The organism is Gilliamella sp. Lep-s35 (genome assembly GCF_009795845.1).
In the GTDB taxonomy this organism is placed as follows: Bacteria; Pseudomonadota; Gammaproteobacteria; order Enterobacterales; family Orbaceae; genus Gilliamella.
This window is the reverse complement of sequence record NZ_WTEX01000019.1, coordinates 17,945-38,629: the sequence shown is the minus strand read 5'-3', so window position 1 is coordinate 38,629 and position 20,685 is coordinate 17,945. Positions and strand designations below refer to the sequence as shown.

Here is a 20,685-nt window from a genome sequence, read left to right as displayed (position 1 = left end):
AATTCAAACTACTACAGCTAATCAATCAATACCCAGCACCATTCGCCCATTTTTAGTTGCCACATTAACCACATTATCTAAATCAGTGTAACGGCATCCAGTGACTAACAGTTTAAGTTCTTCCCACATGTTGCCCGTAGAAAATGGTAACATATAGTCACTCACATTATCCGTGCCAATGGCAACAGGAATACCCGCAGCAGCGAGTTCATCCACTGGCGTTAGCGAGTTACGAGTAGGGCCTTGTTCTTCACGACGAGGACTATCGATCCAAGCAAATGGGCAGGCGATAACCATCATTTTGGCTTCTTGCATTTTTTTATAGAGTTTTTGGCGATATTCTAAACTGTGTGCAGTAATTGATATGCTATGAATTGCAACCACACGCCCATGCATACCGTGTTCAAGGGTTTTATCAGTAAGTTGTTCTGTTTCGATTTCATCTTGTGAATTAAATTGGTCAACATGCACATGCACCATTTTGCCTAATGATTTACCAGTTTGCATTAACACGTCAAGATGTTTAAGCCCCATACCTTTGCCATGATCACGCTCATCACGACGTGGCAAACCGCCAATAATATCAACCAAATCAGCGCCTTTATCAAACCAATAACGCGCCTCTTTATCAATAACACCTTTAAGTGTTTGATTGACTAATTTTATGATGATGTCGTTTTTATAGGTTTCTCGAGCCCGTAATGCCCCTTTAATAGCGCGCTCTTCTGCAATTGGGTCAATATCAACAAACGATCCCATGGCACTAACACCTTGTTCAATCATTCGCTCAACCGCCATACTAAAATGTCGATAATAATCATCCTCGCTCATCGACGCTTTGACTTTATCTAGCGTATCCCATTTTTCAATTAATGATTGTTTTTGATAAACATCAAAACTATCAACCGAGATAGTAAAAGCACGATCTGCATGCATATGCGAATTAACCCAACCACCATTTTGCTTAATTTTATTGATTAAATAAGCTTTTAAGCTTTGATCTCGACTGGTTAATAACATTTTTTTATTATCGGTCATAATCTGCCTCTACAATTCTGTTTAAAATAAAAAGATAAAATCGAATGGTGCAGACAAAAAAAATCCCCCAAAAAAGGAGGACAAAATATAATATCAATAATTTTATTGATTAAAACGATTGATTTACTATTACTCATTGTACTAACGCCATATCGATTCAAAACAGCAGGAATTTTAACCAAAATATTGGTAATAGCAAGTACTATAATTCATAAAATATATAAATAAATGAAATAGTTAAAGTATTATTTTTTAGATTTTTTGTTTTTGAAAAACATCTTTAATCAGTTTAATGTCTATAAAAATAAGATATTTAACATTAACTAATTATTTATTAATAATAATTTATTGTCACAAAAATGAGATTACTGAGTAATTTAACATCAGTTAATGTCATGCGAATTAGCTGATTATTGTTATCATAATAACGAGTCGAAAAGGTCAATGGTTCAGAAAGTGGAGCGTGGGGATAAAGCCGAATGGCAACAAGCGCAATGGTTAATAGCAGTAATGCCATTAACTTATTTTGTTGGCGAATAATAAACCTAATCATCGATAACTAAAAATTCACAAAATATTGCATATTAGCAAAGCAGCCACTTATGTTGTTATGCTTGTTCGATATTATAAATCCATCAACATAAGTGGCAATTTTGTTACATTTTCTCAACTGTCTTAATACCTAACATATCAAGACCAATTTTGAGGGTTTTTGCTGTTAACGACGATAATTTCAAACGGCTTTGCTTCAAGCTTTCGTTATCTGCCGTTAAGATAGGGCAGTTTTCATAAAAACTTGAAAACAGCGTCGCAATTTCATAAAGATAAGCACAAAGCACATGTGGCGTACCTTCGTTTGCAACGGTTGAAATGGTCTCATCGAATTGAATTAAACGTGTTGCTAAAGCGCGCTCTTTATCGGTGTCTAAACAGATATCACCCGTTAAACTGTCTTTTGCAATATTAGCTTTTTTGAAGATAGATAACACACGGGTATAAGCATATTGCAAATAAGGTGCGGTATTGCCCTCGAATGACAACATATTATCCCAATCAAAAACATAATCAGTAGTACGGTTTTTTGAAAGATCAGCATATTTAACCGCACCAATTGCTACCGCATCGACAATTTTAGCAAGCTCGCTTTCAGATAATTCAGGATTCTTACTGCGAATTAACGTTGTCGCACGTTCGCAGGCTTCATCGAGCAAGTCATTGAGTTTAACTGTATCGCCAGAACGAGTTTTAAACGGCTTTCCATCTTTGCCAAGCATCATACCAAACATATGGTGCTCAAGTTTTAACGATTCTGGTACATACTTAGCTTTATGTACAATAGCCCAAACTTGCTCTAAATGTTGATGTTGACGGGAATCGGTATAATAAAGGATACGATCTGCGTGCAATGTTTCGTAACGGTATTTAGCGCAGGCAATATCGGTGGTAGCATAAAGGTAACCGCCGTCACGTTTTTGGATGATAACACCCATTGGCTCGCCTTCTTTGTTTTTATATTCATCTAAAAACACAACAATCGCGCCATCGCTTTCAACTGCTAGTTTTTTCTGTTTTAAATCAGCCACAATTGTTGGCAGCATACTGTTATAGATACTTTCGCCCATAGTATCTTCAACGGTTAACGTAACATTTAAACGTCGATAAGTGGCGATATTTTGCGTCATGGTAATATCTACTAGCTTGCGCCACATATCACGGCAATACTCATCACCACCTTGTAGTTTAACAACATAATTACGTGCCTTTTCAGCAAACACGTCGTCTTCATCATAGTGTTTTTTAGCAGCACGATAGAATGATTCTAAATCTGAAAGTTCCATATCATTGGCATGTTCATTTTGCATTTTTTCAAGATACGCAATTAACATACCAAATTGCGTTCCCCAATCGCCAACATGATTGGCTCGAATCACATTATGTCCCAAAAATGACAAAACACGCACACTCGCATCGCCAATAATGGTTGAACGCAAGTGACCAACGTGCATTTCTTTAGCTACATTTGGCGCCGAATAATCGACCACAATGGTTTGTGGTTTGGCAGGGAGGGTGATATTGAGTTTGTCACTGTTTAATGCAATTTCATTTTGCTCAGCAATCCAGCTATTTTTTAAAAAGATATTAATAAAACCAGGGCCTGCAATCTCAACTTTTTCGGCGATATCATCGATATCTAAATGTTGTAAAACAGCTTGAGCAAGATCGCGAGGTGGCATTCCAAGTTTCTTAGCAACAGCCATAATACCATTGGCTTGGTAATCACCAAATTGAGCTTTATTTGATTGCTTAATTAAAGCATCACAGTTCTTATCGGCACCCGCCATAATCATTGCTTGCGAAACGCGTTGCGTTAATAATTGTTGAATATTCACACTAAACCTAATCGATTATCATAAAATGGCTAATATCATACCGAGAAAGTGATAAATTGTCACTGATTGGATATGATGGGGGATTGTTTTTCTTTAAAAAGAAAATAAAAAACTTTAATTAAATAAATATCTTTTCTAAGTAATTTTTGTTTAAAATCGAGGTGTTATTTTGTCGATGTATTGAGCTTACAGTTGTAGTTTTGGTGGTTTGTAATTTAAGTGATTAAAATGGCTGCAGTGAGCACGCCTGAGTCAGAGAATTAAAGCAAATTGCTTGCCAATTCATACTTTTAGCTCTAGAAGAGGCCTAGAGCTGAACCGATGTCGGCGCTTAGTCTTAATGTGCAGTCTATGATTTGCTTTCGACCAAGCATAGCCTTGCTCTATTGTCAGCACATTCAGACCTCGAAACAAGACAAACAACAATATAGTCTTGCGCAGTGATTAAGTTGCTTTTTATATTGATATGATTTTTATTGTTTTTTTACATAAACAGGGTGCTTTCCTGAAATTTTTTCACAAAAATGGCGTTACTTTTGTTGGTTAGATAAATGTTTGTTTAGATAAATTGCGTGATAACCGGTTTATCAAGCAAAAAATCAACAAAAATCATCTACCCACAAATCAATGAAAAAGCCGCAAGCGTGATGCGAATTTTGCATTGATGCGCGGTCTAATCAGCCAATATTTAATGATTTAAAATATAGGAAATAAAATTTTAAGAAATTGATTAATTTTATAATCTTGTTAAGATGCATAAAGTAATTTTAAGAAAAACGCCTTATGAATTTTTAGCAGATTATTTTGATCATGGAGTGTAAACAACTCGGCATTTTTCTACACTGTTTATTATACTTTTTAGTACCTGTTCCGTTATTTACAAGCCTAACTCTAACCTCTAAACTACTCAACGTTCTCAACGGGGTGCCCAGAAGGGCTGAGAATGTTAGGTTGACTAACGTAACCCGTCGAACCTGAACTGGATCATGCCAGCGGAGGGATTTGAGTTATTATACCTACTCAAAACCTTTTGTCTTTTATTTGCTATTTTGGAGGCAAAATGTTTTTTAAAAATATTCTATTACCGTTGGGATTGTTTGTGCTTTTTATCAACAACAATGCTAACGCTACCGACGAACGACCTACTTTGACTGTTTATAGTTACAATTCGTTTATTTCAGAATGGGGACCCGGTCAGGAAATAAAAAAAGGGTTTGAAGCTCAATGTAACTGTCAGCTAGATATCGTGACCTTAGGCGATGGAGTGTCAATTTTGAATCGAATTCGCCTTGAAGGTGATAAAACTAATGCCGATGTTATTTTAGGGTTAGATAATAACCTTTTAGAACAAGCAAAAATGATTAATATTATTGTTCCTCATCAAATCAGCAAGCCTGATAATTTGAATATTGATTGGTGGGATAGTGATTTTATACCTTATGATTTTGGTTATTTTGCATTTATTTATGATCAACAAAAGATCACCAATCCTCCACATAGTATGCATGAGTTAGTGGATAATAAAGCAAATTGGCGAATTATTTATCAAGATCCTAGAACAAGTACTCCAGGCTTAGGTTTTTTATTTTGGGTGAAGAATATCTATGGTGATGATGCAGTATCTGCATGGCAAAAAATAGCTAAAAATACAGTCACTATTACTAAAGGTTGGAGCGAATCTTATGGGTTATTTTTAAAAGATGAAGCCGATTTTGTACTTAGCTATAGTACTTCACCTGTTGCACATATTATGAATAATAATGAACATCGCTATGTTGCAGCAATTTTTGATGAAGGGCATTATCGCCAAGTTGAAGTGGCAGGCATTACTAAATATAATCATCATCCTGAATTAGCACGTGCCTTTTTGCAATATTTATTAACGCCCGATGTGCAACGTCAATTTGCAGAAAAAAATATTATGTATCCTATTGTTAATACCGAATTACCTGAAGCTTTTGGACAGATTAAACCTGTCAATAAAGCGCTTGAGTTTGATGCAAAGCAAGTTGAAAGCCAACAAAAAGCTTGGGTGCGTGAATGGAAATCTACGATTAGTCAATAGTTTTATTGAGTTTAATGTTGAAATTAAGAACGTTACTTCCCGGTATTAGCGCAGCAAGCTTAATCTTAACTGTATTAGGTGCTGCGCTATTTGCACTTTGCATAACAGCGATTAAATCCAATAATTTAACGGTTTATTTTGATAGTTACTTATTGCATATCATTTGGGTAACGACATATCAAGCAACGCTATCGACAGTGTTATCTGTATTGTTAGCAATATTGATGGCAAAGGCTTTGTCAATGGTTAATTTTTGGGGTAAGGGGTTATTGTTGCGCATTATGCCTATTACCTTTATTTTGCCTACATTGGTTGTAGTTACAGGGTTATTATCTATTTATGGACAACATGGTTTATTGGCGTCAATTTTTGATTATTTTGGCGTGTCATTTTTTAGCTCAATCTATGGTTTAAAAGGTATTTTACTTGCCCATGTATTTCTTAATCTTCCGTATGCTTGTTGTTTGTTTTATCAAACGTTAAATAGTGTACCAATTGAACAAAAACAATTGGCAGCGCAATTGAATTTTTCAAGTTTTTTTTATTTTAAATTGATTGAATGGCCATTGTTATCTCGACAGTTACTTCCAATGGCAACGCTTATTTTTATGCTTTGTTTTTCTAGCTTTTCTATCCCATTGGCACTTGGAGGAGGGCCCAAATATACCACACTTGAAGTTGCTATTTATCAAGCTATTCGTGATTTTGATTTGATTGAAGCTGTGCTTTTAGCATGTTTGCAGTTGGTTTATTGTGCTATTTTTATGTGTTTGATGCAAAAAATTAATCATAGGCAAAAAATTAACGTGCGTTATTTTAGATCATACTACCGTTTACCTGTTTCGTGGAATTTGGCGTTGTTGTGTATGGTAATTGTTGTTATTGGTGGATTATTTATTTCATTGCCAATTGTTATTATATTAATTGAAGGTATCTGTTCTTTTAAGTGGGTATTTTTAACGGTAGATTTTCAACGAGCTATCATGTTTTCATTATTAATTGCCTTTGGTTCGGCCATTATTGCTATGTTGCTTGCGTTATTGTTGCTTTATACCAATAGCCGTTTGTTGATTAATCAGCAAACACGTTGGAGTAATCGGTTAATGTTAGTGGGGTCGCTCATTTTAGTTATTCCAAGTATGGTACTTGCATCAGGTTTATTTTTATTGTTGTTTCCTTTTGCTTATAACACTGCCTTTGTTTGTGGGTTAATGATGTTATGTAACGGTTTAATGGCATTACCTTTTATATTAAAAAATCTTGCCATGCCCATGTATGATGTCACATCACGTTACTGGCAATTAAGCCAATCACTTAATATTAATGGATTTTTGCATTTTTATTTAATTGAATATAAAGCATTAAAAAAATTAATTTTTCAGAGTTTTGCTTTTGCGGCGATCTTGTCATTGGGGGATTTTGGTATTATTGCGTTGTTTGGGGGGCAATCTGTCACTACGCTACCTTATTATTTGTACGAGCAGATATCACATTATCATTATCAAGAAAGTACCGTAACGGCTGCTTTATTGTTAATATTATCTTTTAGTTTGTTGATAGTGATAGATTATGATAGAACTAAATAAAATTAATTATCATTATGATAATTTTAAAATGCATTTTGATATTAAAATAGCTTCTAAAGACAAGGTGCTGATTGTAGGGCCAAGTGGTGCGGGTAAAAGTACCTTGCTAAGTTTGATAGCAGGGTTTATTTTTCCTGATTCTGGTAATATTTTACTTAATCATCAAAAAATGACTAATATTTTACCTGGTAAACGGCCTGTTTCAATTTTATTTCAGCATAATAATTTATTTAGTCATTTAACGGTTGAACAAAATATAGGTTTAGGTATTAGACCTTGCTTAAAACTCACTGATTCCGAACGGCAAACCATTGATGATATGTTAGCTAAAGTCGGTTTAGTGGGCTTTAATGATCGTTACCCTGATCAGCTTTCAGGCGGGCAATGTCAACGTGTTGCTTTAGCACGCTGCTTAATTCAACGGCGTCCTATTTTATTGTTAGACGAGCCATTTTCAGCGCTCGATCAAGCCTTACGTTTTGAAATGTTAGCACTAGTTAATCAAATTTGTGACGAGTTTAATTTGACATTAATGATGGTATCGCATCATATTGGCGATTTTCTAGGTTATTTTTCACGTTGTTTGGTGGTAGATAATGGGCAGATTGTCTTTAACGGTTTGCCAAAGCAACTAAAACAATCTGAAAATAACCATATTGCCAACATGTTGGGTTTTAATTTCAATAAAGCGTAGTTGTTAGGGCTAAATAAAGGCCTTTTTGCTGTCTATATTGATTTATGCTTTTTCTAAATCAATTTTTGCAAATTTGACTTGTTATTAATTTAAATTCATGCAGTTATATCTTAAGGTTTTATTAATCTATTTTGTGTAGATTGTTGCTAATAACTACACTTAACTTATTCAATCTCTATGGAAAATACAAAAATAAATCGTTCATTTAGTTGGTCAGCGCTTATCTTTGATATTCTATTTTTTACTTATTTTTCTAGTGCATTGCAATTGTATATTTTCTTTTCTGGTCATTCAAATGTCATTGGGTTGCGTGATTCTATCATTTATAGCTTGATTTGGCTTATTCCCATTTTGATTTTTCCTAACTATACGCGGAAAATTGCGACTGTTTTTGGGATAATTGTAGGAAGTTTGTCTTTGATTCCTGTTGGTTATTTTACTATTTATCGGCAGGAATTTTCGCAAAGTGTGTTTTTTATTATGGCCGAATCAAACTTTACAGAATCTAGTGAGTTTATTCAACAATATTTGAGCTTTAAATTAGTTGCAGTTCTGATTATTTATAGTTTAATTGGAATTTATCTTTGGACTAAAGTCAAACCAGTTTATGTTAAAAACCGTACTAAATCGATTGCATCACTATTAATTGTGATTTATGCCGTTATGCCGGTGTTTATCAGCGTTACAATCAAAAAATCTTCTATTGGAAAAGCAGGATCTCATTTGTTAACGCGCATGGAAACAACCGTACCATGGCAACTTCTTAATAGTTATTTGGCTTATCGAACACAACTATCTAATATGGAAGATATTTTAAATCATTTACAAACGTTACCACCATTAGAAAACTTAAAAGATACCAACGGCAATACTCCAAGAACGTTAGTACTAGTTATCGGTGAGTCAACAACACGCAATCGAATGGGCATTTATGGCTATGAACGCGATACCACACCACAAATTGAGCAGTTTAAAAAAGATAACCCAGATTTTGTGGTATTTAATGATGTGGTTTCGTCAAGGCCTTATACCATTGAAATTTTGCAACAGGCGTTAACTTTTGCTGATGAAAAACATCCTGATTTATATTTAAAAACACCTTCTTTAATGCATTTAATGAAACAAGCAGGATATAAGACATTTTGGATTACCAACCAGCAAACAATGACGCGACGTAATACAATGCTAACAATGTTTTCTCAGCAAACTGATGAACAATTTTATATGAATAATGATCGTAACCAAAGTGCAAGACGATATGATGAGTCTGTCTTTGATCCATTTAAAAAAGTATTAACCGATCCAAGTGAAAAGAAATTTATCGTTATTCATTTGCTCGGAACGCATATGAAATACGAATTTCGTTATCCGAAAGGAGGCGAACATGATCGTTTTAAAGATAAGGCAGGCATTTCGTTTAATATTGATAACGATAAAGTGGGTATTTATAATACTTATGATAATGCGGTAAGTTATAACGATTACGTTACAACAACACTTTTTAATATCTTTAAAAATAGCCAGCAAAATGGGTTTATGTTGTACTTTTCAGATCATGGCGAGGATGTTTATCAAACACCTCCGCACAATATTTTGGGTCGAAACGAGAAAGCCCCAACACGCACTATGTATACTATACCATTTATGCTTTGGCAATCGCCAACATGGATAAAAACACATCCAAATAATTATCAAAATTATGTGGATCGCAAATTTAGTACACAAGATTTGATCCACACTTGGTCTGATTTAGCTGGATTAAGTTATAATTTATATGTTCCTGAAAAAAGTGTTGTTAATCCTAATTTTCATGAGTCGATTCGTTGGATTGGTGATCCTTATGATAAAAATGGTTTAATTGATTTTGATAAATTACCTAAGTAACCACCACAGGTTATTTACACAACGGTTTAAATTATGGTATTGTATATTTATACAGTGTATATTTTAAGATGTTGTGAACCAATTTATGCGAAAAATCATTCATGTCGATATGGATTGTTTTTATGCCGCCGTTGAAATGAGGGATAATCCCCGTTATCGTAATATACCTATTGCAGTAGGGGGGGATCCTCGTAAACGTGGTGTGGTTGCTACTGCCAATTATTTAGCTCGTCAATATGGTATACATAGCGCTATGTCTATGGCGCAAGCAGTAAAACTGTGTCCTAATCTTAAAATAATACCAGGTAGGCATGCAGTGTATAAAGAAGTATCTAAACAAATCCACCAAATATTTAAACGGTATACTGAATCTATTGAAGCACTATCGCTCGACGAAGCTTACCTTGATGTTACCGATTGCAAACGTTGTTATGGATCTGCCACTTTTATCGCTCAAGATATTCGCCAAGCTATTTTTAATGAACTTGAATTAACCGCATCAGCTGGCGTTGCACCTCTTAAGTTTCTTGCTAAAGTGGCTTCTGATATGAACAAGCCTAATGGTCAATATGTGATAACACCCGATGAAGTTGATAGCTTTATTGAGAAGCTTTCCTTAAAAAAAATCCCAGGAGTGGGTAAAGTAACAGAAAAGAAATTAGCCCAATTGGGGCTATTTACGTGCAATGATGTGGTTAATTATGATGTAACTAAATTAATTAAGCAATTTGGTAAATTTGGGCGAGTATTGTATGAACGATGCCAAGGTATCGATGATCGCAAAGTGTGTAATGATAGGCAACGTAAATCTGTTGGCGTTGAGCGTACTTTAACTGATGATATTCATAGCTGGGAAGAGTGTTTATTGCAGTTCGACCCATTATTTGATGAAATGGAAAAACGGTTAAGCAAAGTGCGTGCTGATTTGTCTATAGCTCGGCAAGGGGTCAAATTTAAGTTTGATGATTTTCAACTTACAACACAAGAACATGCATGGTCTAAATTAGATAAAGCTGATTTAATTGAACAAGCACATAAAGTTTGGGTTGAGCGGCGTAATGGTCGTGGCGTTCGGCTAATTGGGTTCCATGTTACGTTAATCGATCCGCAAGTTGAAAAGCAGCTGATTTTTCTATTTTAGTCATTGTTAATTTATAAAAAAGAGGATGTTGGCAACGCCTTAAACATCCTCATTATAGAATAATAACTAATTGAAAATTATTATTTTAAACTTTCACCATTAGTACTAATGACGTTTTTATACCATTCAAATGAGTCTTTTTTATAACGTTTCATGCTGCCGTTTCCTTCATTGTCACGATCAACATAAATGACGCCATAACGTTTTTTCATTTCGCCAGTAGTGAATGAAACAACATCAATAATACCCCAAGCGGTATAGCCTATGACATCAACGCCATCATAATCCATAGCGGTTTGCATGGCTTTAATATGGGCACCTAAGTATTCAATACGCGGTTTGTCGTGTATTTGATTGCCGTTTTCGAGTTCATCAATGGCGCCAAAGCCGTTTTCAACAATAAACAAAGGTAGCTGGTAACGATCATATAAGCGATTTAATGTATACCTTAAACCTTCAGGGTCAATTGGCCATCCCCAATCACTGCTTTTGATGTAAGGGTTTTCAACGGCATTTGGTAATGCGCCGTTAACAATGTTGTCACGATTATCATTTTTGGCATCAGCTTTAACAACAGTAGACATGTAATAGCTAAAACCAATGTAATCAACAGTGCCTTTTTTCAAACAGGCTAAGTCTTCGTCAGTAATATCAAGTTTGTAACCTTCTCGTTCAAACTCTTTTAAGGCATAAGCTGGATAATAGCCACGAACATGAACATCAGGGAAGAAGAATCTTTGGTGCATGGCAATTTCTGAAGCCATCATATCTTCAGGATTGCATGAAAATGGATAAATTGGCACATGTGAAACCATACAACCAATTTGAAAATCAGGATTGATTTTTTTACCAGCAATCACTGCCTTAGCACTGGCTAATAGTTCATAGTGAGCAACTTGGTACAGGACTTCTTGCGGATTTTCGCCCGGTTTAACTTGTACGCCAGAGTTAGTCCAAAAAAAGATAGGGTTACTGGTATCCATTTGATTGTTGATTTCGTTAAATGTCATCCAGTATTTGACTTTATTTTTATAACGCTCAAAACATGCAGTGGCAAAACGTTCAAAAAATTCAACTGTTTTACGGTTTCTAAAACCACCATAATGGCGAGCAATATGTAAAGGTATTTCAAAATGCGATAAGGTAATGACAGGCTCAATTCCATTAGCAATTAATTCATCAAAAACATCATCGTAAAAACGTAGACCTTCTTCATTTGGTTCAAGCTCATCACCTTTTGGAAAAATTCGTGTCCAAGCAATCGAAGTGCGTAAACATTTTAGGCCTAATTCAGCAAAAAGCTTAATATCTTCTTTATAATGATGATAAAAATCAATCGCTGTATGGTTTGGATAAAATTTACCTGCTTCAATATCTTGCGTGATTTGCCTTGCAACACCATGAGCACCTGCTGTCATGACATCAACAACGCTTGGGCCTTTACCGCCTTCGTTCCAACCGCCTTCAAATTGGTGAGCGGCTAAAGCACCGCCCCATAAAAATGGTTTTTTCGTCATTTTTGATTCCTTGTTATTGCTTAATTTTAAATATGATATCATTAATCGTTACGTCAGTTTTATCGGTTAATGAAATTAATTGGTATTGATCGGTGTTAACAATAATAATTGGCGTAATTAATGGATAACCAGCTTGTTTAATAGCATCAGGATTAAAGCTAATTAGCAAATCTCCTTTTTTCACTTTTTGATTTAATTCAATGTGATATTCAAACTCATTATTAGTTAAATTAACGGTATCAATCCCCACATGAATTAATAACTCAACACCGTTATCTAATGTTAACCCAATGGCATGTTTAGAATTTTCAAATACCGCAGTTATCTTGGCATCAAAAGGCGCATAAACGTGATTATCTGTAGGTTCAATTGCAATCCCTTCGCCCATCAGTTTTTGTGAAAAAGCAGGATCGGGCACTTCACTTAATGGTAAAGCATGACCTGTCATTGGGCTTGTAATTTCAACCTCATCAAGAAGAATTTTAGGGGTATCATCTTTAATGTTAGCTATATCTTGCTTTGTTTCACCTGTACCAAATATTTGGATTAAAATTACAGGTCCAAATAAAGCAATGCCTGATCCAATTAAAACACCAAAAAATGAATCTGGATTATGAGGGCTAATCGCATTGACGATAGTTAAAGGGCCAGGTAAACCAGCATAAGCAACATAGTGAGGAGCAAAAAATCCAGCAACAATACCACCTAAAGATGCGCAGATACAGCCATAAATAAATGGCTTTTTAAAGCGTAAATTAACACCATAAATAGCAGGTTCGGTTATACCGAATAAGCCAGTGATAAAAGCAGATAATGAAATACCTTTCATCTCTTGAGTTTTGGTTTTTAAGTAAAAACCGAATGCTGCACCGACTTGACCAATAACGGCAATGGTTTGGAAAGCTTGGAAAGAGTCTTGACCATATTGTTTAAAGTTTTCAACAATAACTGGTGTAATACCCCAATGTACTCCAAAAATTACAAAAACTTGCCAAACTGCACCGATGATTCCGCCTGCAATTGAAGGTGCTAGACTGACAAACCAATTATAACCGTTAGCAATGTATTGTGCACCATAGGCAGTTAATGGACCAACAATAAGCAATGTTAATGGAACCATTATAACAAGACTAAATAATGGCAGTAAAACTGGCTTTATAATGCTATGTAGGAGAGGCTCTAGGAACCGTTCTAAATATGAAAGTAACCAAACTAAAAATAATGGTGGTAAAACGGTTGAGGCATAAGTGGTTTTTGATAGCGCAATACCAAATAGATCAATTTCGTGCCCTTCGCTTATTAGTTTTGCAAACTCAGTCCATGTTGGTGATAACAGTGCAGCACAACATGCAACTGCAATATATAAATTACAACGAAAATGTTGCGAAGCCGTAATGGCAATAAAAATAGGTAAAAAAACAAAAGGCGCCCAAGAGATAAAATTAAATATCTGAAAAGTTCCAGTTTTTTCTAGCTCAGGACAAGCCAATTTGATTAAAATCAAGATACCTTGCAAAATCCCTGATGCAGCTAAAATATAGACAAATGGGGCAAATACTGCCGACATTGTTGCAATGATTTTATTTAAGATATTATTATCACTGCTAGCTTCAATATTGTTATTTGTATTAACAAGTTGAATAAATGCATTATAGACTTTATCAACGTTAGTACCAATTACAACTTGGATTTGTCCTCCTTTTTCAACCACAGTAATAACACCAGGTAGCTTTGCTATGTTTTCTTTTGCTTGATCTGGGGTTGTTTTTGTTACAAGGCGAAGACGGGTTGCACAACGCGCAACTGTCACAATGTTATTTTCACCGCCTAGTTCATTTAAAATATCAACAGCGAGTTTGTTATAGTCTCTAATTTTTGATGACATTGATTTAGCTCCTTAAAGCAAGTTAATGCCTTTATCTTAGTCTGAAATTTTAAATTGTTAATGATCAATTATATTGTTTGTGATCTAGATCTCTTTTTTATGTAATTTAGTTTAAAAATTAAATATAACCTGTATAAAATAATCATTAAACTTTTGTAGAATAGAAAATAATTTTGAATGGTTAAATATCAATATGTTGCAGGGAAGATTAAACAGCTGATTTATCAGCAGCAATTACCAAAAGGGGCGCAACTTGCTAATATTGAAGGCTTAATTAACCAATATCAGGTCAGTCGTAGCACAATTATCAAAGCGCTCAATTGCCTTGAACGGCAAGGGGTGATTTACCAAGTGCAAGGTAGTGGTATTTTTGTACGCCAACGTAAAAAAAGAGGCTATCTCAATTTTTTACAAAGTCATGGATTTACAGTTGATTTAGACGATACTTATGGTGTATCCAAAGTTTTTAATGTCGATCTTATTAAACCAAACTCAAAGGTAAAAGATAATTTACAGTGTGATGACGATGAGGATGTTTATTTTATTAAACGCCTGCGCTATGTTGATGGTAAATTATATGGCCTAGAGCAATCTTATTATCGCAAAAAATTAATCAATTACTTGAATAAAGAAATTGTTGAAAACTCAATTTTTAGTTACATTCAAGATAATTATAATATTAATATTGGTTTTTCTGATAAATATTTTCAAGTAATCAAACTTGATGCCGAAACAGCTCAATATCTTGGCTTACAAGCAGGTGAACCAGCTCTTTGTGTGGAAGAGGTATTTTATACCACAGCTGGCGAACCCTTTGACTTTTCAACCATTATTTACCATTATGAAAATGCAAGATTTTGTATACAAAATCATTCAAAGTGATTTTATCTATTAAATTATCAATTAATAAGAGGAGCCAAATATCAAGCTCCTATTATTATAATTGCTAAAAAGTTAAATTTCCCCCCCAACCCCTTTAAACTTTTCAACCAATGCGGCGATTTTTTCAAAAACTCGGCTCTTTTTAATTAAATATTGAGGATTAAGTGGGCTCATTTTAGGTAAAATCTCATTCAGTTCTGTGCCATTTTCAGTTGCATACTCTCGCTTTAACGATGAGGAGATATAGCGTTTTGTAGCGGCTTCGTTTAAATTTTCTTCTTCAATTAAGGTATTTAGTTCTACCTGTAACTCTTGCTGTGCATATAAGAAAAACGCATCAATAATCGAGGCTTTATCCGGAATAGCGTCAAGATCGGTGTGTTTTATAAAATCAACAACTAGCTCTTCTTTAGCACGATTTTCTAAGCTTGATCGAATTAAGCGCTGAGCATCTTCGACAATGTCTTGTTTGGCTTTTTCTTGTTTGTTTTGTTCATAAATGAGCTCAAGAATATAATCCAAATTAATCTCTTGCGATTTTAATAGATCGATTTCAAAAACCACATCATCCCAGTCAAATCTTTGCTGATCTTGTTGATTGGCTTGTTTTTCTCGGCGTAGCCAATCACGAATATCATTATAAGTTGAACGATAATTTTGTATTGCGCGATCAGTCGGTAGTTTAACTGCTTGCATTTTTTGCAGATCTTCATCAGTCACATAATGCTTGTTTTTAAACGCTAAAACCGCTTGCGCATCGGTCATATCTAATTGTTGGAAATCTTTTAATGCCACAAATTCATCATAATTTTGCAATATGTTGTCAGCACGCAAGTACTCGCCAAATAATTTAACAAACGCTTTTTTATCTTTGTCGGTGATAATTTCGTCGGGACGTGGGAATTTTTCTTGTAACTCGGCAACGATGGCTAGATAGCCCTGATGGAACTGACCTGAGCTTTGATCAGTAAACCCTTCCATGTATTCCTTAAAGCTTTTTTCTAGCACCACTTCACGAGTATTACTTTTACCAAATGTTTTTATTGCATCAATGGTAGCTTGTTCTAAATCGCGAAACGCCACAATATTACCAAAGGTTTTGGTGGCATTATAAATGCGATTGGTGCGTGAAAAGGCTTGAATTAACCCATGATATCGCAGGTTTTTATCAACAAATAAAGTATTAAGCGTTGGCGCATCAAAGCCGGTTAAAAACATACCCACCACAATTAACAAATCAATTTCTTTATTTTTTACTTTTAAAGATAAATCGCGATAATAGTTCTGAAACTGCTCACTGCTGACATCATAGTTTGATTTAAATTCCTGATTATAGTCATCAATAGCCATCGCTAAAAACTCTTTGGCACTTTGATTCAAAGCATCAGTCTCGAAGCTCTCATCAACAAGGTTACCTTGTGGATCTTGTTCTTCATTGGCGGCAAAAGAAAATATGGTGGCTATTTTTAACGGTTGATTGGTTCCTTTTTGTAATTTTTTGAATGATTCATAATAGAGTTTAGCTGCGTCCACACTACTCACCGCAAACATGGCATTAAATCCTTTACTTGTACCGTTTAAGCGATGGGTTTTTTGTTTAAAATTATTCAAAATATATTGTGTAATTTGCTCTATACGGTTTGGGTGGAGCAGGGCTTTTTTATTTTCAGCAGCGCTGAGTTTTTCAAGATTTTGTTCTTGCTCTATTGATTTAAAATTCGGGCGCACATCATTATAGTCGACTTTAAATTTTAGTACCTTTTCGTCACGAATGGCATCGGTTAATACATAAGCATGCAATTCACGACCAAAAACATCAGCCGTGGTTGGTGTTCCTTGTGCGTTATCAAGCATAATCGGCGTGCCGGTGAAACCAAATTGGTAATATTTTTTAAATTTACGCTTTATGTTTTTTTGGGCTTCGCCAAACTGGGAGCGGTGCGCTTCGTCAAAAATAAACACGACCTGTTTATCATAGATTGCTAAGTCATCTTCGCTTTTAATCAAATTATTGAGTTTTTGAATAGTGGTAACAATAATTTTATTATCGGTTTTTTCAATGTTACGCTTAAGCCCAGCGGTGCTGTTTGAACCATTGACACTATCTTTTGAGAATTTTTGATACTCTTTCATGGTTTGATAATCCAGATCTTTACGATCCACCACAAAAAAGACTTTGTCTATAAATTCAAGTTCAGTGGCTAAACGAGCGGCTTTAAAACTGGTCAGTGTTTTACCCGATCCCGTTGTGTGCCAAATAAAGCCACCACTTTGAAGCGTACTCCAATTTTTGGCATGATATGCACTAGTAATTTGCCACAAAATCCGTTCGGTTGCGGCGATTTGGTAAGGACGCATAATTAATAAAGTATCATTAACATCCAAAACCGAGTAGGTGATAAGTACACTCAACAAAGTACGACTGGCAAAAAACGTTGCAGTAAAATCTTTTAAGTCTTTAATCGGTTTGTTTTTTACATTTGCCCAATTCATGGTAAAGTCAAAGCTATTTTTGTCACGTTTAGTCGTGTTAGCAAAATAGCGCGTATCCGTACCGTTTGAAATCACAAACATTTGCAAATATTTAAATAACGAATTATCTTGATTAAAGCTTTCTTTACTATAACGATGGACTTGATTAAAGGCTTCACGAATGGCAATACCCCGTTTTTTTAATTCGACTTGTATTAAAGGCAAGCCGTTCACTAAAATAGTCACATCATAACGATTGGCATAACTACCCGCTTGTTGAAATTGGTGAATAACTTGTAATTTATTATTTTTAAGTGTTTTTTTATCAAGTAGATAAATATTTTGAATATGACCATCATCAAACACAAAATCATAAATATGATTGTGGTGGATTTTACGACTTTTATCGACCATTGACTCATTGGGTTTATCCAAATACTCCAAAACAAACCGTTGCCATTCCGCATCAGTAAACTGCATGTTGTTCAGTGTTTGTAACTGCACGCGAATATTGGCCAACAACTTTTCGTGCGTAGTTAGGTTGGGCAAATATTCATATCCTTGACGGCATAAATCCTGAATTAATTCGTTTTCTAATTGATTTTCGGTTTGGTAAGCAGCCGCTGGCTCTTCAAGCTTGGTGTAGTTATCTAAAATAATATAACCATTGGTTTCGGCGATGGGGGTTGTATAAGTCGTCATAGTCTATTCCAAATGTTTAAAATTATACTTTTCAAGTAAATGGTTCAGTAAAAAGGCAACCGTTTGCTTTTCAGGTTCAGAAGGTTCGGAAACCATTTCATTAGATAAGGTTGAATGGCTGGTGAAATTGATAATCCGTGTTAAGTAAAGTTTTTTATCGTCAGGCAACAAGTCTGACCATTGCGGATAGCCTAAAAAACCGGCGGTTTTTTCATATAAGTTGCGTAATAGGGTAAAATGATATTTTTCAATTTTATTTTCCTTAACCGCTTCTTGCAGCAACTGTTTTACATACAGATGATAGGAAAAACTGCGGTTTGAATCGCCTTTTTTCTCTTCTAATGCAAATTCACCGCCCTCAAATCGTCTTAAAATATAACCGTTTGACAATTTGAGTTCATTATAAAGTACATTATAAAACAGTGGGTTATGGGTCGTAATAATAAATTTAATGTCAGAATCACTAGATTGGATCAATTGGGCAATATCTACCGCCAATTGGATAAGGTGATTTTCGTCCAACGAACTGACCGGATCATCAATAAAAATATAGCGTAATTGGTCAAACTCATTAGTGGAACGCTCGCTTGTTTCCGCAATATTGCGCTCGGCAATCACTAAGTTAATCAGCGTGAAAAAAATACTCCAAATTAAATTGTTTTCTTCGCCTTTGGAGATTTTAATATTATCCATACGCTGCTCATTATCGCCTGCCAGCGAAAAAGTAATAGCGGAAAAATCCTCATTAAAATGCGGCAGTAATCTTTGATGAGTATAGGATTGAAAGTAACGAACAATATTTTGGTCTTGTCCTTGGTCTTTCAAAATCCAGTCCGTAAATGAGTTCGGTTGTATGATTAATTGATGTTCACCCTCTTGGTGTTTATCATTATCCCAAACAAATAAATCCTCAGTAAAGGCGTTATAATAAAGGATTTTATGCCTTGTTAAGGCTGCATGATCCTCTTGATTGCCTTTATGCTGCGATATAATTAAATTCTTAAAGGTTTGAGATAAACGTGTTTTACCGGTTCCGTTAAAGGCATAGATTAATTGGACTTTTCTATCGTTTTTATCCAGCTTTTCAGCAATATTCCTTAATGTAGTATTCATCTTTTTATAACTCTACCTTATGATTCTTACTCTTTCGGAAAGTCTAATAACAAATTCCGATAATATTCATATTGTTTTTGGCGTAAGGCAATCTCACGCGGTAAACCCTCGGTGATTGAGTTAGTAAGCGCATCAAATTTATCTAGGATTTCGACAATTCTGTTTTGAATACTGAGCGATGGAATTGGTATAACAAATTTATCCGTATCTGGTGTCGCAATCTGTGGCATTTGCATTTTACTACCAATATTTTGAAAATGTAGTTCTTTAGTTTTTAAAAAATAGTAAACATATTTGATATTAATATTCCCATCTTTAGAATGGTATGACCACATTTCATTTTTATGGGAAAATGGTTTATCGTAATATTCAAATTCAATGATACCGCGAGATTTTACAATAATAGACGGTTCTCGATTAATATCTTTTTCGGGTATATCGTCAAAATTGACTAAAGCAAATGTTTTTCCACCAGCAAAAATCTTTAATGGTGCATTATTTTTATGAATTTCTTTCATTTTAGATGCAGTGATTTTTGCGCCTTTGGTTCGATGAAGAATTTCCCCTAAAGCCTTCCACTCAACCTCATCCTCTTGAAAGGACAACAATTGATCACGATAATAGTTGTATTGTTTTCTCCGTGCGGTAAGCTCTGCTGTTAGCTCTGCTGTTAGGGCTGTAAATGTGTCTAAAATACGGACTATTTCGGTTTGAACGTGTAGAGAGGGAATGGGGATTTCAAATTTATCCGTATCTGGTGTCGCAATCTGTGGCATTTGCATTTTGCTGCCAATATTTTGAAAATGTAGTTCTTTAGTTTTTAAAAAATAGTAAACATATTTGATATTAATCTGTTTATCTTTGGAGTGATATGACCACATTTCATTTTTATGAGAGAATGGTTTATCGTAGTATTCAAATTCAATGATACCGCGAGATTTTACAATAATAGACGGTTCTCGATTGATATCTTTTTCGGATATATCGTCAAAATTGACTAAAGCAAATGTTTTACCACCAGCAAAAATCTTTAATGGTGCATCATCTTTATGTAGTTCCTTCATTTGACTTGCTGTAATTTTTGTTCCTTTTGTGCGTATAAGTAATTTACCTAATGGTTTCCACTCAACCACTACCCCATCAAGTAATTTCGCGATACTATTTTGCATATTTAGTCTATCATTCATTTTTTGCGGCTTTCCTGTTTCGCTTTATTTGCTAATACATTGATGGTTTTCAGATAAGATATTTCTACCCCCACTGGAAACATTGCATGAGCTCTGTGGTTGAACTGTTCGGATTTTCCGAACAGTTGC

At 34.9% G+C, this 20,685-nt stretch carries 14 protein-coding genes and 1 riboswitch; of the genes, 6 read left to right on the top strand and 8 right to left on the bottom strand.

Going from position 1 to position 20,685, the window contains the following annotated elements; all coding sequences use genetic code 11:
• Positions 1-21 precede the first annotated feature (21 nt).
• The 3 genes from GQ590_RS08960 to argS form a co-directional block, all read right to left on the bottom strand.
• A complete protein-coding gene (locus GQ590_RS08960) occupies positions 22-1,038 on the bottom strand; it encodes an amidohydrolase family protein (RefSeq protein WP_202112948.1) in 1,017 nt (338 codons plus the stop codon).
• 334 nt (positions 1,039-1,372) lie between these two features.
• The gene (locus GQ590_RS08955; RefSeq protein ID WP_160408428.1) at positions 1,373-1,591 is read right to left on the bottom strand and encodes a hypothetical protein; all 219 of its coding nucleotides are present in this window, start codon (positions 1,589-1,591) and stop codon (positions 1,373-1,375) included.
• Positions 1,592-1,694: 103 nt separating this feature from the next.
• Entirely contained in the window at positions 1,695-3,428 is a 1,734-nt protein-coding gene (gene argS / locus GQ590_RS08950) for an arginine--tRNA ligase (RefSeq protein ID WP_160408430.1), read from the bottom strand.
• 910 nt (positions 3,429-4,338) lie between these two features.
• Positions 4,339-4,447, top strand: a riboswitch (TPP riboswitch).
• Between the two features lie 41 nt (positions 4,448-4,488).
• Between argS and thiB the strand changes: the two genes are divergently transcribed.
• The 5 genes from thiB (at position 4,489) to dinB (ending at position 10,798) form a co-directional block, all read left to right on the top strand.
• Entirely contained in the window at positions 4,489-5,493 is a 1,005-nt protein-coding gene (thiB, locus tag GQ590_RS08945; RefSeq protein WP_160408432.1) for a thiamine ABC transporter substrate binding subunit, read from the top strand.
• Positions 5,494-5,507: 14 nt separating this feature from the next.
• A complete protein-coding gene (thiP, locus tag GQ590_RS08940; protein WP_160408434.1) occupies positions 5,508-7,079 on the top strand; it encodes a thiamine/thiamine pyrophosphate ABC transporter permease in 1,572 nt (523 codons plus the stop codon).
• Positions 7,063-7,773, top strand: coding sequence for a thiamine ABC transporter ATP-binding protein ThiQ (thiQ, locus tag GQ590_RS08935; protein WP_160408435.1), 711 nt, complete (start codon positions 7,063-7,065; stop codon positions 7,771-7,773). Before thiP ends, thiQ begins: the two co-directional genes overlap by 17 nt.
• A gap of 177 nt (positions 7,774-7,950) precedes the next feature.
• Positions 7,951-9,657 (top strand): phosphoethanolamine transferase CptA, encoded by a 1,707-nt coding sequence (gene cptA, locus GQ590_RS08930; protein WP_160408437.1) that lies wholly within the window; start codon positions 7,951-7,953, stop codon positions 9,655-9,657.
• Positions 9,658-9,742: 85 nt separating this feature from the next.
• Positions 9,743-10,798, top strand: a complete 1,056-nt coding sequence (gene dinB / locus GQ590_RS08925; RefSeq protein ID WP_160408439.1) for a DNA polymerase IV — start codon at positions 9,743-9,745, stop codon at positions 10,796-10,798.
• A gap of 80 nt (positions 10,799-10,878) precedes the next feature.
• On the opposite strand, the gene GQ590_RS08920 is transcribed toward dinB, so the two are convergent.
• Entirely contained in the window at positions 10,879-12,315 is a 1,437-nt protein-coding gene (locus GQ590_RS08920) for a 6-phospho-beta-glucosidase (RefSeq protein ID WP_160408441.1), read from the bottom strand.
• Between the two features lie 13 nt (positions 12,316-12,328).
• Positions 12,329-14,200 carry a glucose PTS transporter subunit IIA gene (locus GQ590_RS08915; protein WP_160408443.1) on the bottom strand — a complete coding sequence of 624 codons (1,872 nt, stop codon included), beginning with the start codon at positions 14,198-14,200 and terminating at the stop codon, positions 12,329-12,331.
• A gap of 177 nt (positions 14,201-14,377) precedes the next feature.
• Here GQ590_RS08915 and GQ590_RS08910 point away from each other — a divergent pair, with 177 nt between their 5' ends.
• Positions 14,378-15,082, top strand: coding sequence for a GntR family transcriptional regulator (locus GQ590_RS08910; RefSeq protein WP_160408445.1), 705 nt, complete (start codon positions 14,378-14,380; stop codon positions 15,080-15,082).
• Between the two features lie 72 nt (positions 15,083-15,154).
• Here the strand turns inward: GQ590_RS08910 and GQ590_RS08905 are convergent, their stop codons facing one another.
• From GQ590_RS08905 to GQ590_RS08895, 3 genes are read right to left on the bottom strand one after another with little or no spacing between them, the layout of a single operon-like run.
• Positions 15,155-18,256, bottom strand: a complete 3,102-nt coding sequence (locus GQ590_RS08905) for a type I restriction endonuclease subunit R (protein WP_160408448.1) — start codon at positions 18,254-18,256, stop codon at positions 15,155-15,157.
• Between the two features lie 3 nt (positions 18,257-18,259).
• Positions 18,260-19,369, bottom strand: coding sequence for an AAA family ATPase (locus GQ590_RS08900; protein WP_160408449.1), 1,110 nt, complete (start codon positions 19,367-19,369; stop codon positions 18,260-18,262).
• Positions 19,370-19,395: 26 nt separating this feature from the next.
• Entirely contained in the window at positions 19,396-20,556 is a 1,161-nt protein-coding gene (locus GQ590_RS08895; RefSeq protein ID WP_202112947.1) for a restriction endonuclease subunit S, read from the bottom strand.
• Positions 20,557-20,685 lie beyond the last annotated feature (129 nt).

What these genes read in the sequence shown, in the direction of transcription:
- GQ590_RS08960 (WP_202112948.1), bottom strand. Translation starts at nt 1,038, where the DNA reads ATGACCGATAATAAAAAAATGTTATTAACCAGTCGAGATCAAAGCTTA.
- GQ590_RS08955 (WP_160408428.1), bottom strand. Translation starts at nt 1,591, where the DNA reads ATGATTAGGTTTATTATTCGCCAACAAAATAAGTTAATGGCATTACTG.
- thiB (WP_160408432.1), top strand. Translation starts at nt 4,489, where the DNA reads ATGTTTTTTAAAAATATTCTATTACCGTTGGGATTGTTTGTGCTTTTT.
- thiP (WP_160408434.1), top strand. Translation starts at nt 5,508, where the DNA reads ATGTTGAAATTAAGAACGTTACTTCCCGGTATTAGCGCAGCAAGCTTA.
- thiQ (WP_160408435.1), top strand. Translation starts at nt 7,063, where the DNA reads ATGATAGAACTAAATAAAATTAATTATCATTATGATAATTTTAAAATG.
- cptA (WP_160408437.1), top strand. Translation starts at nt 7,951, where the DNA reads ATGGAAAATACAAAAATAAATCGTTCATTTAGTTGGTCAGCGCTTATC.
- dinB (WP_160408439.1), top strand. Translation starts at nt 9,743, where the DNA reads ATGCGAAAAATCATTCATGTCGATATGGATTGTTTTTATGCCGCCGTT.
- GQ590_RS08920 (WP_160408441.1), bottom strand. Translation starts at nt 12,315, where the DNA reads ATGACGAAAAAACCATTTTTATGGGGCGGTGCTTTAGCCGCTCACCAA.
- GQ590_RS08915 (WP_160408443.1), bottom strand. Translation starts at nt 14,200, where the DNA reads ATGTCATCAAAAATTAGAGACTATAACAAACTCGCTGTTGATATTTTA.
- GQ590_RS08910 (WP_160408445.1), top strand. Translation starts at nt 14,378, where the DNA reads ATGGTTAAATATCAATATGTTGCAGGGAAGATTAAACAGCTGATTTAT.
- GQ590_RS08905 (WP_160408448.1), bottom strand. Translation starts at nt 18,256, where the DNA reads ATGACGACTTATACAACCCCCATCGCCGAAACCAATGGTTATATTATT.
- GQ590_RS08900 (WP_160408449.1), bottom strand. Translation starts at nt 19,369, where the DNA reads ATGAATACTACATTAAGGAATATTGCTGAAAAGCTGGATAAAAACGAT.
- GQ590_RS08895 (WP_202112947.1), bottom strand. Translation starts at nt 20,556, where the DNA reads ATGAATGATAGACTAAATATGCAAAATAGTATCGCGAAATTACTTGAT.